The 15232-nt window shown below is 59.5% G+C and carries 20 protein-coding genes; 4 read left to right on the top strand and 16 right to left on the bottom strand.

Annotated features, from left to right (window positions below):
- Positions 1–34: 34 nt before the first annotated feature.
- Together ftsH and glmM are read left to right on the top strand one after the other, a co-directional pair.
- Positions 35–1969, top strand: a complete 1935-nt coding sequence (gene ftsH / locus IFT66_RS10640; protein WP_062461836.1) for an ATP-dependent zinc metalloprotease FtsH — start codon at positions 35–37, stop codon at positions 1967–1969.
- Between the two features lie 252 nt (positions 1970–2221).
- Positions 2222–3577: a phosphoglucosamine mutase gene (glmM, locus tag IFT66_RS10635; RefSeq protein WP_062460737.1), complete on the top strand. Its 1356-nt coding sequence runs from the start codon at positions 2222–2224 to the stop codon at positions 3575–3577.
- A gap of 74 nt (positions 3578–3651) precedes the next feature.
- Here the strand turns inward: glmM and IFT66_RS10630 are convergent, their stop codons facing one another.
- Positions 3652–5487, bottom strand: a complete 1836-nt coding sequence (locus tag IFT66_RS10630) for a glycoside hydrolase family 15 protein (RefSeq protein ID WP_092659909.1) — start codon at positions 5485–5487, stop codon at positions 3652–3654.
- A gap of 81 nt (positions 5488–5568) precedes the next feature.
- Positions 5569–5823: a hypothetical protein gene (locus tag IFT66_RS23405; protein ID WP_207105883.1), complete on the bottom strand. Its 255-nt coding sequence runs from the start codon at positions 5821–5823 to the stop codon at positions 5569–5571.
- A gap of 213 nt (positions 5824–6036) precedes the next feature.
- Here IFT66_RS23405 and IFT66_RS10620 point away from each other — a divergent pair, with 213 nt between their 5' ends.
- Positions 6037–6870 carry an outer membrane protein gene (locus IFT66_RS10620; protein WP_062460728.1) on the top strand — a complete coding sequence of 278 codons (834 nt, stop codon included), beginning with the start codon at positions 6037–6039 and terminating at the stop codon, positions 6868–6870.
- Positions 6871–7072: 202 nt separating this feature from the next.
- Here IFT66_RS10620 and IFT66_RS10615 read toward each other — a convergent pair whose 3' ends face one another.
- The 14 genes from IFT66_RS10615 to IFT66_RS10550 form a co-directional block, all read right to left on the bottom strand.
- Positions 7073–7336: a hypothetical protein gene (locus IFT66_RS10615; protein ID WP_062583120.1), complete on the bottom strand. Its 264-nt coding sequence runs from the start codon at positions 7334–7336 to the stop codon at positions 7073–7075.
- A gap of 358 nt (positions 7337–7694) precedes the next feature.
- Positions 7695–8705 (bottom strand): tyrosine-type recombinase/integrase, encoded by a 1011-nt coding sequence (locus tag IFT66_RS10610; protein WP_192077600.1) that lies wholly within the window; start codon positions 8703–8705, stop codon positions 7695–7697.
- Between the two features lie 169 nt (positions 8706–8874).
- On the bottom strand, positions 8875–9060 hold the full coding sequence (locus tag IFT66_RS10605; protein WP_192077599.1) for a hypothetical protein: 186 nt from the start codon (positions 9058–9060) through the stop codon (positions 8875–8877).
- Positions 9057–9629 (bottom strand): hypothetical protein, encoded by a 573-nt coding sequence (locus tag IFT66_RS10600; RefSeq protein ID WP_192077598.1) that lies wholly within the window; start codon positions 9627–9629, stop codon positions 9057–9059. Before IFT66_RS10600 ends, IFT66_RS10605 begins: the two co-directional genes overlap by 4 nt.
- Entirely contained in the window at positions 9626–9988 is a 363-nt protein-coding gene (locus IFT66_RS10595) for a hypothetical protein (protein WP_192077597.1), read from the bottom strand. Before IFT66_RS10595 ends, IFT66_RS10600 begins: the two co-directional genes overlap by 4 nt.
- Positions 9985–10374, bottom strand: coding sequence for an HNH endonuclease (locus IFT66_RS10590; RefSeq protein WP_192077596.1), 390 nt, complete (start codon positions 10372–10374; stop codon positions 9985–9987). Before IFT66_RS10590 ends, IFT66_RS10595 begins: the two co-directional genes overlap by 4 nt.
- On the bottom strand, positions 10371–10613 hold the full coding sequence (locus tag IFT66_RS10585; RefSeq protein ID WP_192077595.1) for a hypothetical protein: 243 nt from the start codon (positions 10611–10613) through the stop codon (positions 10371–10373). Before IFT66_RS10585 ends, IFT66_RS10590 begins: the two co-directional genes overlap by 4 nt.
- Positions 10610–11053: a recombination protein NinB gene (locus IFT66_RS10580; RefSeq protein WP_192077594.1), complete on the bottom strand. Its 444-nt coding sequence runs from the start codon at positions 11051–11053 to the stop codon at positions 10610–10612. The genes IFT66_RS10585 and IFT66_RS10580 overlap by 4 nt, the downstream gene beginning before the upstream one ends.
- Positions 11054–11056: 3 nt before the next feature.
- Complete coding sequence (locus tag IFT66_RS10575; protein WP_249406423.1) at positions 11057–11971, bottom strand: recombinase RecT; 915 nt, start codon at positions 11969–11971, stop codon at positions 11057–11059.
- 41 nt (positions 11972–12012) lie between these two features.
- Complete coding sequence (locus IFT66_RS10570) at positions 12013–13005, bottom strand: hypothetical protein (RefSeq protein ID WP_192077592.1); 993 nt, start codon at positions 13003–13005, stop codon at positions 12013–12015.
- Complete coding sequence (locus tag IFT66_RS10565; protein ID WP_192077591.1) at positions 12992–13234, bottom strand: hypothetical protein; 243 nt, start codon at positions 13232–13234, stop codon at positions 12992–12994. Before IFT66_RS10565 ends, IFT66_RS10570 begins: the two co-directional genes overlap by 14 nt.
- Positions 13227–13607 carry a hypothetical protein gene (locus IFT66_RS10560; RefSeq protein ID WP_192077590.1) on the bottom strand — a complete coding sequence of 127 codons (381 nt, stop codon included), beginning with the start codon at positions 13605–13607 and terminating at the stop codon, positions 13227–13229. Before IFT66_RS10560 ends, IFT66_RS10565 begins: the two co-directional genes overlap by 8 nt.
- Positions 13604–14038, bottom strand: a complete 435-nt coding sequence (locus tag IFT66_RS10555; protein WP_192077589.1) for a hypothetical protein — start codon at positions 14036–14038, stop codon at positions 13604–13606. Before IFT66_RS10555 ends, IFT66_RS10560 begins: the two co-directional genes overlap by 4 nt.
- Positions 14039–14101: 63 nt before the next feature.
- Positions 14102–14506 carry a hypothetical protein gene (locus tag IFT66_RS10550; protein WP_192077588.1) on the bottom strand — a complete coding sequence of 135 codons (405 nt, stop codon included), beginning with the start codon at positions 14504–14506 and terminating at the stop codon, positions 14102–14104.
- 413 nt (positions 14507–14919) lie between these two features.
- On the opposite strand from IFT66_RS10550, the gene IFT66_RS10545 reads away from it, so the two are divergent.
- Positions 14920–15228, top strand: a complete 309-nt coding sequence (locus tag IFT66_RS10545; protein WP_192077587.1) for a hypothetical protein — start codon at positions 14920–14922, stop codon at positions 15226–15228.
- Positions 15229–15232: the final 4 nt, after the last annotated feature.

The following is a 15232-nucleotide window of genomic DNA, read 5'->3' as shown; positions in this document are numbered from 1 at the left end:
CCATGATGTGACCGTTGGCATACTGGGGAGTTCGATGAACCCAAATTTTCGCAATTTTGCCCTCTGGGCCATTATAGCCCTGCTGCTGATCGCTTTGTTCAGCATGTTCCAGACGGCGCCGTCGCAGACGTCCTCGCGCGAAATTCCGTATTCGCAGTTCCTGCGTGACGTGGATTCCGGCCGCGTTCGCGACGTCGTCGTGACCGGCAATCGTGTCCTCGGCACCTATACCGAGAACGGCACCAATTTCCAGACATACTCCCCGGTCATCGATGACAGCCTGATGGAGCGTCTTCAGTCGAAGAACGTCTCGATCATGGCTCGCCCCGAGACAGACGGATCGTCTGGCTTCCTGAGCTATATCGGCACGCTGTTGCCGATGCTGCTGATCCTCGGTGTCTGGCTGTTCTTCATGCGCCAGATGCAGGGTGGCTCACGCGGTGCGATGGGCTTCGGCAAGTCGAAGGCGAAGCTTTTGACCGAAGCGCATGGCCGCGTCACGTTTGAGGACGTTGCCGGCGTCGACGAAGCCAAGGCTGACCTCGAGGAAATCGTCGAATTCCTGCGCGATCCGCAGAAGTTCCAGCGTCTCGGCGGTCGTATCCCGCGCGGCGTGCTGCTTGTCGGCCCTCCGGGCACCGGTAAGACGCTGCTCGCCCGTTCGGTGGCAGGTGAAGCCAACGTGCCGTTCTTCACGATCTCCGGTTCGGACTTCGTGGAAATGTTCGTCGGCGTCGGTGCATCCCGTGTGCGCGACATGTTCGAGCAGGCCAAGAAAAATGCGCCCTGCATCATCTTCATCGACGAAATCGACGCCGTCGGCCGTCACCGTGGCGCAGGCCTCGGCGGTGGTAACGACGAACGCGAGCAGACGCTGAACCAGCTTCTGGTCGAGATGGACGGCTTTGAGGCGAACGAGGGTATCATCCTCATCGCCGCAACCAACCGTCCTGATGTTCTCGATCCCGCACTTCTGCGTCCAGGCCGTTTCGACCGTCAGGTCGTCGTGCCGAACCCTGACATCGTCGGTCGCGAACGCATCCTCAAGGTTCACGCGCGCAACGTGCCGCTTGCTCCCAACGTGGATCTCAAGGTTCTTGCCCGTGGTACGCCTGGTTTCTCCGGTGCCGACCTCATGAACCTCGTCAACGAATCTGCCCTGATGGCAGCGCGCCGCAACAAGCGTCTCGTCACCATGCAGGAATTCGAAGACGCCAAGGACAAGATCATGATGGGCGCCGAGCGTCGCTCGTCCGCGATGACCGAAGCCGAGAAGAAGCTCACCGCCTATCACGAAGCCGGTCATGCGATCACCGCCCTCAAGGTGGCCGTTGCCGATCCGCTGCACAAGGCGACGATCATTCCACGCGGTCGTGCGCTCGGCATGGTCATGCAGTTGCCGGAAGGCGACCGCTATTCGATGAGCTACAAGTGGATGGTGTCGCGCCTGACCATCATGATGGGTGGCCGCGTTGCCGAAGAACTGACGTTCGGCAAGGAAAACATCACGTCCGGTGCTTCCTCTGACATCGAGCAGGCGACAAAGCTTGCCCGCGCCATGGTCACCCAGTGGGGCTTCTCCGACATCCTCGGTCAGGTCGCCTATGGTGAAAACCAGCAGGAAGTCTTCCTCGGACATTCGGTTTCGCAGTCGAAGAACGTGTCCGAATCGACGGCCCAGAAGATCGACAGCGAAGTGCGCCGTCTGATCGACGAAGCCTATACGGAAGCGCGCCATATCCTGACCGAATACCACGATCAGTTCGTGGCCATCGCTGAGGGCCTTCTCGAGTACGAAACCCTTTCGGGTGACGAAATCAGAGCGCTGATTCTCGGCCAGAAGCCGTCGCGTGACCTTGGCGACGATTCGACGCCAAGCCGTGGTTCGGCTGTGCCGAGCGCCGGTGCAAAGAAGGACGAGCCGAAGGGCGATGCGCCCGAAGGCGGTCTTGAACCGCAGCCGCACTGATCTCTTCTGCATCAAACCTATTGAAGCCGCTGCGGAAACTTCCGCGGCGGCTTTTGCTTATCGACCTTAGCGGGACTGGTTCGGTAACGGGATATAAGCGATTTTGACGGTAATTTAGGTGCCAACGCAGATGAACTGTGGCATGAGCCGATCTTGGACGGCAATGCCGCCGATCCGCTCGGGCATGTTGCACATATAGCCATAACCGGGCGAAGACCGCGCTTTTGAGAGCGCGTGTACCAGGGAGCTTACATGACACGCCGCTATTTTGGGACTGATGGCATCCGCGGGCATTCCAACGTCTATCCGATGACGCCAGATCTCGCGATGCGCGTCGGTATTGCCGTCGGAACAATTTTTCGCAACGGAACGCACCGCCACCGCGTGGTGATCGGCAAGGATACCCGTCTTTCCGGCTACATGCTGGAAAATGCCATGGTCGCGGGCTTTACCGCAGCCGGCCTCGACGTGTTTTTGCTTGGCCCGATCCCGACGCCCGCCGTCGCCATGCTGACGCGCTCGCTGCGTGCGGATGTCGGCGTGATGATTTCCGCTTCACACAACCCGTTCGAGGATAACGGCATCAAGCTGTTCGGCCCCGACGGCTACAAGCTTTCCGATGAGCTGGAAATGCGGATCGAGGATCTGCTCGACAGCGACCTCCATTCGCAGCTGGCAAAATCGGCCGATATCGGTCGCGCCAAGCGCGTCGAGGGCGACATCTACCGTTATATCGAACAGGCCAAGCGCACGCTCCCGCGTGACGTGACGCTGCACGGTCTTCGGGTCGCGATCGATTGCGCTAATGGTGCCGCCTACAAGGTCGCGCCGCTGGCTCTGTGGGAACTCGGCGCCGAAGTGGTCACCATCGGCAACGAGCCGAACGGCACCAACATCAATCTCGATTGCGGCTCAACCAGCCCGGCGGCGCTGCAGCGCAAGGTCCACGAGACGCGGTCCGATATCGGCATTGCGCTGGATGGCGACGCGGACCGTGTCATCATCGTCGACGAGAATGGCGATATCATCGACGGCGACCAGCTGATGGCGGTCATCGGCGAAAGCTGGGCGGAAGACGACAAGCTGACCGGTGGCGGCATTGTCGCGACCGTCATGTCCAATCTCGGGCTCGAGCGCTTCATGGAGACCAAGGGCCTGACGCTTGCTCGCACCAAGGTCGGCGACCGGTATGTGGTCGAGCACATGCGCAATCACGATTTCAACGTGGGTGGCGAACAGTCCGGTCATATCGTGCTGTCGGATTTCGGCACCACCGGTGACGGTCTTGTCGCAGCCTTGCAGATCCTTGCCCGCGTCAAGCGGCTCGATCGCCCGGTGAGCGAAGTCTGCCGCCGGTTTGAGCCGGTGCCGCAGCTGTTGAAAAACGTACGCTTCGCCGGTGGCAAGCCGCTGGAAAACGCCGTTGTGCGGCAGGCGATCGCGGATGCGGAAGCCGAGCTTGCCACCAAGGGCCGACTCGTCATCCGCCCATCGGGCACCGAGCCGCTGATCCGTGTCATGGCTGAAGGCGACGACCGGGCCCAGGTGGAGCGCATCGTCGGCGATCTCGTCACGGTGATTGCCAACGCCAGACCGGAAGCGGCCTGACGGATCGTTCGGATCTAGCCTCTCCCGGCTATGACGGGAGAGGGATGGGCCACGACCTTGTGGCCGTTCGCTGGTTACGGCCGCCACTGCCTGAACTTGCCGTCCAGTGCGCCGTCGAGGTAGAAGGCGGCGCTGATCAGGGCGAGGTGGGTAAAGGCCTGCGGGAAATTGCCGAGGAACTCACCGCGCGGATCGAATTCTTCCGCATAGAGCTGCAGGTGATTGCCGAACAGAAGCAGCTTTTCCATGTTGATCTCGGCTTCGGCCAGACGACCGGCGCGAGCGAGGCATTCCACATACCAGAATGAACAGGCGGCGAAGAAGCCTTCATCGCCGTCCAGGCCGTCCTTGCGCTTGTAGCGCATGACGAGCGCATCATCGGCAAGTTCGTTGCCGATTGCATCGAGCGTCGCCAGCCAGGCCGGGTCGGTGGCACTGATGAAGCGCACGAGCGGCATCATCAGCATGGACGCGTCGAGATCACTGCCGCCCTTGGCATGAACGAAGTGCCCGAGATCGGCATTCCAGAAGTTTGCCCAGATATCGTCGCTGATGGCATTGCGTGCCTCGACCCAGCGTCCGAACGGAGCTGTTAGCGACCGCTTCTGCGCGAGCCGGATGGCACGATCCACCGCGACCCAGCACATAAGCCGGGAATGCAGATGTTCCTGCGGCTCGCTGCGGATTTCCCATATGCCGGCATCGGCGTCTTGCCAGATGTCGCAGACGTGGTCGACGATGCGCCGGACTGCATTCCAGTTGTCGTGGGAGATCGCCTCGCCGTATTTGTTGCTGATATAGACCGAATCGAGAAGCTCGCCGTAGATGTCCAGCTGGATCTGTTCAGCTGCGTTGTTGCCGACGCGGATGGGTTTGGCGCCACCATAGCCCGAGAGGTGGTCGAGTTCCTGTTCGGTGTCAACGCGACTGCCATCGAGATTGTACATGATCTGTATTTCCCCACCTGGCGACCGGTCCGTCCTGTCGACGAGCCAATGGGAAAATGCGTTCGCTTCGTCCTGATAGCCAAGGCGCATCAGCGCGTAGATCGTGAAGGAGGCATCCCGGATCCAGGTCGCACGGTAATCCCAGTTTCGCGGGCCGCCCGGAGCTTCGGGCAAACCGAATGTTCCCGCTGCGGCAATGGAACCGTTCTTTTGCGAGGTCAAAAGCTTGAGCGCCAGTGCCGAGCGCGTGACGGAGGAGCGCCAGCGACCGGTATAGGTCGAGCGTTTTGCCCAGCCCTGCCAGTATTCTATGGCGTCCGCGATTGCAGCGCTGACAGCGTCCTTGTCCCAGACGTCGCCGTCGTTTCCGTCCAGAACAAAGTCGGCCGTCTCTCCGGCTTTCAATGAAAACGTGGCGCTGACACCGCCGTCTTCCTTTTCGAAGGTCACCGGGCCCGAGAGGCGAAGGGTGAAATCACCGCAGCGGAACGTTGACACGCCGCCGTCGACCGTGACCTCGGGCACCTTGCGCGCATAGTCGAAGCGCGGCCAGCAACGCAGCGAAAACGTCATCTCGCCGCGGGTGACTTCAACCCGGCGGATCAGGTTCTCCACCCCGTCCTCGGTTTTTGGCACCGGCATCAGATCGACCACTTCGGCGCTCTGGTGCTGTCCGAGCCAGCGGGTGAGGAGGACGTTGGTCTCGGGGATATACATCTGCAGACGACGGGCATCGTCGATGTCAGGCGAAAGCTCGAACGCGCCGCCCTTTTCCGGATCGAGGAGTGCGGCGAAGATGCTGGGACTGTCCAGATCCGGCCAGCAGAGAAAATCGATCGCACCATCGCGCGCAACCAGCGCCAGGGTTCTCAGATTGCCGACCGCACCATGTTCGGCGATCGGTCGCGGCACGTCGGCGTGGACCGCCAATGATTTCCCAGTATCGGTATTCAGTTGTGTCAAAACCTGACCCTTTCCTATGCAGAACGGACAACTCCGAAGCAGCAGATCGGTTCGCCGATAACGTCTTGGCTCGCCAAGAAGTTACCCCTGATTTTTTAGGGATCGAACTTCGAGATGGTGCGTTCTCTTTCCCGCAAGGACGGGATGGAAGAGATGCAGCACGTGAAAATCGAAGCTGTCCGCAGGGCAGCGGTCAAACTTGTCGCAAGGCATGAGCAGGAAAAACTGAGGACTGCGCTCGCCGACCATCTTCGATCCGTGGCCGAGCTGAAACGCAAAGCCAAAGCGGACCGGGAAGGCTGACCGACGCGAGTGGGCGGCAAGCGAGGGCGTCATTCACGAAAAATTCGCCGATAATTTTTTAGAATTCACTTATATAATGTGAACATGTCGTTAAGAGCAGTGTGCTGTTAACCGCAAATCTTCACGAATATAACCTTGCTGGGGTTATAGTTAATCAGCATTTAACCTTTTTTCTTCATTCTTCATTGTCAAAGAGGTGGCCGGGCGTCGTGCCTGCCATTGACGCGACAAGCTTGGAGATGAGCCATGAAGAAGTGCCTAGCAGCCACGATGGCGTTCTTGCTGACGACCACCGTTGCCTATTCCGCGGATGTCTATCAGCCGCAGCCGGAAGCCTTTCAGGATGCACCGGAAGTGACCGTTCAGGAGTCGACCGGGTGGTACCTGCGCGGCGACGTCGGTTATTCCTTCAACAAGCTGCGCGGCGCGAAGTTCTTTCAGGGCGGCAGCTCGGCAAGCGAAACGGATTTCCGGTCGACGGATATCGACGACAGCTTCACGTTCGGCGGTGGTGTCGGTTACCAGATCAACAACTACCTTCGCTCGGACGTGACTTTCGACTACCTGACGAAGAGCGACTTTGAAGGGTCGACGAGCGGCAGCTGCGGCGTGGCGGCGGACTGCATCTCCAAGGATCGTGCATCGATGAGGGCCTATAGCCTTCTCGCCAACGTTTATGTCGATCTCGGCACATACGCCTATTTCACGCCCTATGTCGGCGCCGGTATCGGTGCGACCTACGTGAAATGGGACAAGCTGCGCAACACGTCCTGCGCCACCGGAAACCCGGCGCTGTGCGATGATTCGGTTGAACACGGCGGCAAGGGCTCGTGGCGCGCGACCGGTGCCCTGATGGCTGGCGCGACCATCGACGTGACCTGCAACGTCAAGGCCGATGTCGGCTACCGCTTCCGCTATGTCGACGGCGGCGACATGTTCGGTTACGCCTCGAATGGTGGTCCGGGCCGCGACAAGGGCTTCTACAGCCACGAAGCACGCCTTGGCGCTCGCTACGTCTTCGGCGGCTGCGCGACACCCGTCGCCTACGAGCCGGAACCGGCTCCGCTGGTCTATAAGTAAGCTTTATCTCGACCTCGAGAAAAAAGGGTCGCCTTCCGGGCGGCCTTTTGTCGTTTGCCTGCCTCGGACGATGACCGGTTGCCTCTGCCCTTTCATCTCACTGGTACACTAAGAGCGTCACGAGGAGGCGCGCTAGAGCCAGATCGCGGCGTCAACTGTCTAGGCGACCAATCCAGGGCTTTCAGGGAAGTCTGATCGACGGTCAGTCATCGAACGGACCGTCGATCCTGTGTCTGTCGATTATGCGCAGGCTACGATCAGGTTCGATGACGTAAGTTTCGCTGATCCGTTCACCGAACTGGTTGCGAAATTCATGGGGTATCCTGCTTCCCACCGGTGCGTTTTTCAGCCGCGTGTGAGGCTGCCCTTTGTATGTGATGCTCCCGGGGATGGGGGAAAGGTCGACCTGTGATGTCGAGCAGGCCGTGAGGAGGCCTGCTGCAGCCAGTACAAAAAAGCGTTTCATGGTCTGCTCCTGGATCTGTAGGTAAGCTGTCAAACAGCCTGGGAGGAGAAAAGTTTCCCGATAGGCTGCGGGCTTCAGACTCATATTGCTGGAGACGCACTGACGTTGCAGGGCTGCAAGCCATATCGACACTATCGGCGCGATAGTCTTTTGGACTTTGCAAGGGTGATCAGTCGGGGAATCGGCATATCATACATATGCTAGCGGACCGATCTTGGTCTTGTGCTACTCCGCGTCCATCAGCGCGATCTTGCTAGCCGCACTCTCCAGAAATCCATTTTCACTTGCGCTTTTCTCATCTTTCCACTATCCACGGCGGCGGGACACTCCTCCCCAACGAGGGTACAAGTCTTCCACGCTAACCCTTTGTTTTCCCAATTGTTTGCATTGACACAGCTGCCGCCGGTGTCACTGGTGTGTCAGTCAGCCGATCCGCGAGGGTATCGTCGCTCATCGCGTGCCCGTATGTCTCGAAGACGTGCTGAGCAGACTTCCACCCGCCAAGCTTCGAAACTGTGATCGGATCTACGCCTTTGTGCAAGAGCGAGGTTGCGAACCCATGCCGGCAGCAATGGAAGCTGTAAAACGGAATGCCCGCGCGCTTGCAAGCCTTCACCCATTGCGGGTTGGCTGTGTTGCGCGTCGAATATTTGAAGACCTTTGACCCACGTTCCCGATCGCTATCGATATTCGCAATTGCTGCGATGAGCGCGGCCGGCAGATGAGCGTTTCGCTCGTCCCCGATCTTTGTCTGCCGGATTTTTGCGCGGCGCTTGACGAGATCCACATCCTCCCAACGAAGATTGATCGCTTCGCTCACTCTGGCGCCGGTCAAGAACATGAAACAGCAGAGCGCCGCCAGGTGCGGGTTCGATGCGGCCATGAATGCCTGCACCCATTCCCATGTCACCGGCGTCTTGATCTTGTAGTTCTCCGGGAATCGCTCGACCTTGAGCGGGCTGCATAGATCGAGTGATGCAGCGTGGTTGATCACTGCCTGCGTCGGCACGATCACGTGACGGTTCCGCGTTGCGCCTGTCGCTTTCGGATAGAGCGCCATAGCGGCCTTGCGCACAGCACCAGAGGCGATCGATTTGACGAGGGTATCCTTCCAATAGTCCTCGACCATCTGAAGGAATCGATGCGACCGCTCGGCCATCCGGTAATGAGCGGCCGCATCTGAAAATCTTAGGATGGCTTCTGGGCCATCGAAATCACCTTTCCAGTGCTTTTCTTCGAGCTGGCTGATGAATCGCTCTGCAATTGCTTTCTTCGCAGTTCCAGTAGACCCGCGTAACCTTTGCCCGTTGATAGTGCCACGGTAGTGGAAGACCTTGCCGCCGGGGCGTTTGTAGAGGGTGATGGGCATGGCCTGCTGGCCTCCATGATCGCATCGAAGTCTTGCTGAGTGAGCACCATACGATTGCCTAAAACTCGACAGGCGCCAAGCTCTCTAGCGAACTCGCGCAGTTTGCGTTCGCTCCAGCCTATGTGTTCCGCCACCTGCTCGGGGGTGAATACCGTTGGCAAACCCGTCATCACCATGTCCCTCCAAGCTCTTCTGCCATGTGCTTATCCATCCACGTCATCTGCTCCTCTTCCGTCCCCCCGGCTGGGAACGGCTCAGCAAGCTTGGCATCGACAGGCAGGAAGTGGTCTCTACCCTCTATCGTGACCCGCTTCATCAGCGGGCCGGCTTGCTTCCCATCTCGATCAGCGCTCATCCCCCCACCCTTTCTGAAATAGCCGCTCCGTCTGTTTCAGAAACAGGGGTGGTTTCTGACATAGGGGACGCCGCCTGCGTCTGGGGTGACAATGCTTCAAGGAAACGATCACCTTTGCAGGTTTCGCAGTCCTCGTAGCAGTCGCCGTCATAGATGACCTTTCCTCTACCTGCGCACTCTCGGCAGACGGTCAACTGCACGGGCGCTGGGGTATCAGGCTGCTTGTTCTGTTCGGTCGCGTAGAGCGGCTGGGCGTCGCCCGGCAGGTCCGGCTTCCGATCGTCCCCAGTGATGTAGAGGCAGCCGTGCTGATCGTACCAGTACCAGGCGAAGGGCCGGCTTGACTGCTTGTTCTGTTCGGTCATGGCTGGCGCGACTGCGAGAGCCGCCACAGACGATCTGGCGCCACGTAGTGCTGCATCCCATCGCTGGTTGGCACCTTTCAGGATTGCCTTCTGGGCTTTGCCGATGCTCCCCGAAAACGACATATTGAAGCAGATGTTCGACATCTTGATCCCGATGTTCGTCAGGTCGTCGAATGCCTGTTTGGAGATGTTGATGTCGGTCATGGCTGGCCTCCTAATATCGTCACGTTAGTTGTGTTATCCTCGCTTGCCACACGTTCGCTGCCGAACTTCGCGCAGTAGCTTCCGATCGCCCGCTTAAGGACTGCTTCAGGTGAAGCCTCCATGCGAGCTGCGACGGACCTGATCGCGTTCTGCTGGTCTTCGGTGAGCGTTAGAGCCGTGATGGGCTGGCGCTTCTGTTCGGTCATGGCTGGAGCGGCGAAGAGCACTGTTTCGGTCCAACCTGAGGTAGGAGTTGCCCAGTCGCGCTTTTCGAGCATGAAGATCGGCTGGCTGGTCTTGAACTGATACAGCCAGCCGGCAGGTTCGCCTGCGGCGACGTTCTTTGTTTCACTGCTCATCTGCTCACTACCTCTCCTGTTCGGGTGTCGACGACATCGCCGTTCATCTTGCGCTTGTACGGGCCGGCTGAGAGCGAAGATTTCGGCTTGGTGATGCCGAGGTGCTTCTTCTTAACCTTGGCGATCTTCGACTTGATGCCGACCTCGACCGCAGTCTTCTTCCGGTGCTCTTCCCTGAAAGCCGGGAAAAGGTTGGACTCGCGATGCGATCCGCCCAGTATCAACGAGACCTTATGGTCAAAATCGTATTCGTCCCTGAGCGGATCGATCCGCAAGCCGGTGAGATGGCAGATGAAGTTTTCGCGCTCGAGGATCCGCACCTTCACCCGATCGGGGATCTTGGCATCGTCGTTCTTGGCAATCCACTCTGGTGTCGATCGGCTCATAGCTGCCTCCCGATCATGGCAGCCCGCTTCGATAGCTCCTCAAGCTGATCTGCGATCTCGGCTAGGCTCATAGGCGCCGGCCCCGGTACTGGATCGGGGATAGGTGCTGCCAGGCGATCGTCATTCGCGGAGACGAGCTCGACACCCCATTTCGACGCGAAGCGCTTCCGTTTCGCTTCCATGACCGGTGCGAATGGATCGGGAGCGCCGCGCGTGTGCGCTTTGACACTGGTGCTCATGCTGCTCTCCAATCGTTTGCGCCCTCATGGAAGCCGCCACGGATCGTCTCGGTGAGATGGATTCCGTTCGTGTCGCAGAAGGCGATCGCGTAGGTGATGAGGCTCGCGGCGCGACCGACCGACATGCGGGCGGTGCTCTCGCGAATGTTGACGAACTCGTTTTCGAGGCCGGGAATGATCTCGACCTCGCCGGCTGTCGCAACGGTATGCCCGGAGACGAGCAAGACCTTCCAAGCTTCGGCATCCCGGCGCTTTCCAGCCCACGTCATCTGCGAGCTGGCTATGTCGGTGCAGATCGCATGAAACTTTGCGTTCTGGTCTCCGCTGCGCGTCTTCGGCCCGATGCTGATCGCGCTGCCTTCGTCGGCAGCAGCAACAGCGGCGAGGGCGTTCGCGCGCACCTTGTCGTTGATGAGGATGAACCGTTGGCGCTGGGTCATGGATCAGCCGCCATTCATCGGGTGAAGCTGCGCAAGACGCCGCGTCTTGATCGAGAACGCCGCATCGATCATGTCGGCATGGCCCTCGCTTTCCAGCGTGGCCGGCGCATCGAAGTCGTTCCAGATCTCCTCGACGCTGGCTTCATCCGCCGCGCTTCCAAGCGCCGTTTCGATTTCCTCGAGATAGCCGCCAAGATCGAACTGATCTTCACCGGCATCTTCCTTGGCCGGCTCGGCTTCGATCGTCTTCGCGGACGGCGGCGTTGGCGGCTTCGGTGGCTTAGGAGGCGTAGGACGGCTTTCAGATGTCGGGGTTACGTCCCGCATCTCGTCGGCGTCGGCGATCTCGCGCGCTTCGAACTCGTCGCGAATGCCGCCGAGCACGTCGCCGAAAAGTTCACGAAGGCAGTAGCCGGCCGCGCGCCATGCAAGCATCCGCTTCGGAAAGCGATACCAAGGGCTGTCATTCGGCTTCTGTTCGTTCTTCTTGTCCCACTTGTTCCACTTCGTGACGACGGCTTCTGTCTGCCACAGGCCTGCCCGAACGGCGTCGTCCTGGCTGAATTCGACGCGCTTGTCTTCACCGGTGTCGCTCCGCTTCGCTTCACAGAAGCCGATGAGCTTGCCGTTGACCTCGTCGCAGCCGGTCCGCAGGTAGGTGACCTTGCCGGACATCCGGACGACGTTGATCAGGCCATCGCCATACAGCGCCGGCTTGCCATTGATGACGGTGAAGCTTCGGAGGCTAACCATAGGCTTAAGGCCGAGCTCGGCGCCGGACATGATGGCAACGGCGACGGCAGCAGCCGCCGCGTCACCCTCGAGCTTGCCGACAAGAGCAGAGGGCGCGAGGCCCGAAGCGACGACGGCGCGAGAGACACGCATCGTTTCTTCGAAGGTCTGCGGCACAATGGCCATGACCTGACCGCCGGCGGATAATGCAGGTACGTGAGCATTCATCAGGCAGCCCTCTGTTCAGATTTGATCGCCATGCCGGCCAGCTCGACGCCGGAGCGCGCCGCGCGGTTCGCCAGCGTCTCGACGACTTCGCGGATCTCCGCCCGGTCCTTCAGCGAAAGTAGGAGAGCATCGAAGTCGGTGATCTCGGCGAAGACGAAGGTGCGGAGCGAAACCTTGGCACCGGTGCGGCCGGCGCTGGCGTTTCGAGCCTGCGTTTCCTTCGCGGCGTCGGCAGCTTGCTGGGCGAGGCGTTCGGCCTCTGCTTCTGCTGCCGCGCTGTTGTCGTTCTTCGCGGACGCTTGTTCTGCGGCGATGCGGGCGGCATCAGCTTCCCGCTGAATGCGATCGGCTTCCGCGCGAGCTGCTGCCTGGCGATCGCGTTCCTTGCGCGCTTCCTCCTGCAGGAAAGCATCGAGGTGGCGTTTGAGGCGCTTGGAGAGGGTGTCAGGTTCCTCCTTCAGGTCGCGCCATTTGTTGTCGACGTTCCGGCCGGCGTCGAGGTGCGGCTGCTTTTCGACCTTGTGCAGGTCGGTGGCGCGCTTGGAGATGCCTGCGATACGCTTCGACAGCACGCCGATCTTGTTCGCCTGATCCTGGGTCTCGACCTTGGACTTGAGCAATGCGTCGGCAAGCTCCTGCTCGCCGGCAAATTCCAACTTCAAAGCTTCGAACGGATCGCTGGGCAGATTGTCGCCCATGCCGCGAACCTGCTCCGGCTCGTCGTCCCAGCCGCCGCCTTCGATCGCCTTGGTGTAGGCTTCGTGCGTGATTGGGTTCCGGCAGCAGAACGTCCAGATTTCGGAGGCGTCGATAGTGCGATCACCGCGTATGGCGTGCCACTTGCCATCCTCAAACCAGATGGCCACGGGCTCCCAAGGCTTGTCCCTGTAGCGAGTGCGGTAGAAGCCCTGCTGGGGGTCGCTGTCATGGATCGGTCCACGGTTGCCGGCGAGGGCGTCCTGCCACCACTTCCAAAGGTTATCGTTGGGCATAGGAAAAGTACTCCTGTTCGACCTTGGCCGTCCGGTTGCTGTTCGGGATGGCGGAGAAGATGAAAGATGACGCGATGAGGGCGAATGCCACGGCAAAGGCGAGCGGTACGAGGAAGGCGTCTGCCTTCTGCCGTGCCATGATCTTGCGGTTGATCTCTTCGGCGCGCTTGGCAAAGCTCCCCGCCTCGATGAGGATCAGTTCTTCGTCGAAGTCGGTTCCGCTATGCATCGGCCTTCTCCATGAGAGCGGCGCGGCCATATGCGGCCCAGTCGACGACGCCGGCTCGTGCCAGATGGCGGAGTGTGAAAGCGGCATGTGCCGGCGTGATCTCGAACCACGAACTGACGCCTTCAGGTTCGAACAGCTTTTCAGAGGTTTCCTGATCGAGACCAAGGTATTTGGTGGCCTTGAAGTCGACCTGCCGCCAATCGAGGAAGTCAGGCTGGTTCTCTGACTCCCAAGCCGCCCACCCGGCTATGCAGGCTGGTGTCCCGCAGCTGTGCACATAGTCGGACATCGTGAAGCCGATCGGCGCGCTAGGTGTTGTATGGAGCTGCTGCTCGATGAGGTCGGCTAGCGCGAGGATGCGTTCCTTGTTCATGCCACCCACCCCATTGCCTGATGGTCGCGGCGCTCGTCGTGAAGACGATCGGGATCGGGGAGGACAGGAGCGGATGCTTCGAGGTCATCCTTCCAGAGCGCCCATGCCTTGCTGGTCTTGACGTAGGCGGGGAAACGATCCTCGTCGTCGAGCTCAATGCCTTCTTCCTCGTCCATCGCGTAGAGGAACTGGCGGGCGCAATACTCGGTGATGTCTTCCGACTTCCATGTCGTGGTATCGACGCGAAGCACGGTGACAATCTCGTCGTCGGCCAGCTCGCCAAGGAGTTCTGCCGCCGTCATCGTCTTTCCGAAGAAGGAGCTTTCCTGCAGGTACTGGCGCTTGATGCGCTGGCTGCAGACGACAGCGACGAGCGTTTCATTCGCTTCGATCGGATGCTTGCGGGTGGTGGTTTCTGCTGCGGATGCCATGTCGTTTCCCTCACGTTGGGATCGGTTTCTCACTCCCGCACGGATGCGAGAGGAAGAAGCGGATCAGGCTGTGGGTGTTTCGAGAGCGTCTACGTCGAAGCCGACTTGCTTGAGCAAGGCCTTCTTCTGATCGTCATTGAGCAGCTTGCCGCTCAGGAGCATGTTGACGGTCTTCTCTGCGAGGTAGAGCGTCGGGCGCGGCGATGCAGTAGCCTTGCCGTCGTCGATGTCCACGTTCACAGATGTGCTGATCCGGCTCGCGTCGATACGAGTGATCGGGTTGTATTTCGTGCCGTAATCGCCAAACCCTGCGAGATCGTAAGCGGCCTTGGCGCGTTCGCTTTTGGAATAGGCCTTGACGATATCGGCCTCGATATCCGCAACGGCCTTGCGAGCTTCAACAAGACGCTTCCACGCTTCCGGATCGAAAGTCGAAATGTCGATCTTGAACTCGACCACCTTGCCCATGCTGTCTCTCCTCACTGGCGCCGACCCGGTTTGGTGGGCGGCTTCTATGGAGATAACGTACTTTATGTACGATTTCAGCGCAAGTACATTTTGTACGATAAACGTCGATTTTGCAAAATTAGCGTTTGGCGAAGAATCGATTCGACTCCCCCGGTTCGTTCTGCTTTCATGAGAACAGAAGGAGAACGGAATGTTGGCAGCAGTTCAGGCATCAGCAGAGTTCACGCTCCATATCCGGTGCGAGAACTGCTTACGACACAGTCAGAAGTTTATCGTCATGCCGGTAGGCGAGGGGATTCCGAGTGATGCGGATGAACTGACCGAAAGCGTTTATCTGGAAACTATCCAGTTCAGGTGCCAGCCGTGCGGAAGCGTAATCGGCCGGCTCTTCGGGATCGATGGAGGTATGTCAAATGGCTATTGAGCGGGAAGTCTTGAGTTTCATCATCGTGCCACCTTACGCGCAACGGGCTGCAGTCACGGCGGCGAAGGAGCGATTCGAGGATTACCTGTCGCGCCGCTTCCCTGGCTACGACTTCACTGTGGGCCCATTCGCCCCGGTCGGTGATGAAGATGAGTTCTGTGTGCTGCCAGTCATGAACTATCCCGGCCCAAATGGCGAAAGCTACATGTGCGATCCGCCCAAGAGGTGGTTCGTCCAAGATATTGCGGACGCTTGTAGGCAGTTCGATCTCAAAGGATTGCGACACTTCGCAGCCTAAAGTT

The sequence above is a fragment of the Rhizobium sp. CFBP 13726 genome, assembly GCF_014841925.1.
Classification (GTDB): Bacteria; Pseudomonadota; Alphaproteobacteria; order Rhizobiales; family Rhizobiaceae; genus Neorhizobium; species Neorhizobium soli.
The sequence above is the reverse complement of the archived record's forward strand: the minus strand, read 5'-3'. Positions and strand labels throughout refer to the sequence as shown.

Coding starts and splice junctions, on each gene's coding strand:
- IFT66_RS10600 (WP_192077598.1), bottom strand. CDS start 9,629: ATGACCGACATCAACATCTCCAAACAGGCATTCGACGACCTGACGAAC.
- IFT66_RS10590 (WP_192077596.1), bottom strand. CDS start 10,374: ATGAGCCGATCGACACCAGAGTGGATTGCCAAGAACGACGATGCCAAG.
- IFT66_RS10585 (WP_192077595.1), bottom strand. CDS start 10,613: ATGAGCACCAGTGTCAAAGCGCACACGCGCGGCGCTCCCGATCCATTC.
- IFT66_RS10610 (WP_192077600.1), bottom strand. CDS start 8,705: ATGCCCATCACCCTCTACAAACGCCCCGGCGGCAAGGTCTTCCACTAC.
- IFT66_RS10575 (WP_249406423.1), bottom strand. CDS start 11,971: ATGGCCATTGTGCCGCAGACCTTCGAAGAAACGATGCGTGTCTCTCGC.
- IFT66_RS10545 (WP_192077587.1), top strand. CDS start 14,920: ATGGCTATTGAGCGGGAAGTCTTGAGTTTCATCATCGTGCCACCTTAC.
- IFT66_RS10620 (WP_062460728.1), top strand. CDS start 6,037: ATGAAGAAGTGCCTAGCAGCCACGATGGCGTTCTTGCTGACGACCACC.
- IFT66_RS10605 (WP_192077599.1), bottom strand. CDS start 9,060: ATGAGCGCTGATCGAGATGGGAAGCAAGCCGGCCCGCTGATGAAGCGG.
- ftsH (WP_062461836.1), top strand. CDS start 35: ATGAACCCAAATTTTCGCAATTTTGCCCTCTGGGCCATTATAGCCCTG.
- IFT66_RS10565 (WP_192077591.1), bottom strand. CDS start 13,234: ATGCATAGCGGAACCGACTTCGACGAAGAACTGATCCTCATCGAGGCG.
- glmM (WP_062460737.1), top strand. CDS start 2,222: ATGACACGCCGCTATTTTGGGACTGATGGCATCCGCGGGCATTCCAAC.
- IFT66_RS23405 (WP_207105883.1), bottom strand. CDS start 5,823: ATGACGCCCTCGCTTGCCGCCCACTCGCGTCGGTCAGCCTTCCCGGTC.
- IFT66_RS10560 (WP_192077590.1), bottom strand. CDS start 13,607: ATGAACAAGGAACGCATCCTCGCGCTAGCCGACCTCATCGAGCAGCAG.
- IFT66_RS10555 (WP_192077589.1), bottom strand. CDS start 14,038: ATGGCATCCGCAGCAGAAACCACCACCCGCAAGCATCCGATCGAAGCG.
- IFT66_RS10570 (WP_192077592.1), bottom strand. CDS start 13,005: ATGCCCAACGATAACCTTTGGAAGTGGTGGCAGGACGCCCTCGCCGGC.
- IFT66_RS10580 (WP_192077594.1), bottom strand. CDS start 11,053: ATGACCCAGCGCCAACGGTTCATCCTCATCAACGACAAGGTGCGCGCG.
- IFT66_RS10615 (WP_062583120.1), bottom strand. CDS start 7,336: ATGAAACGCTTTTTTGTACTGGCTGCAGCAGGCCTCCTCACGGCCTGC.
- IFT66_RS10550 (WP_192077588.1), bottom strand. CDS start 14,506: ATGGGCAAGGTGGTCGAGTTCAAGATCGACATTTCGACTTTCGATCCG.
- IFT66_RS10595 (WP_192077597.1), bottom strand. CDS start 9,988: ATGAGCAGTGAAACAAAGAACGTCGCCGCAGGCGAACCTGCCGGCTGG.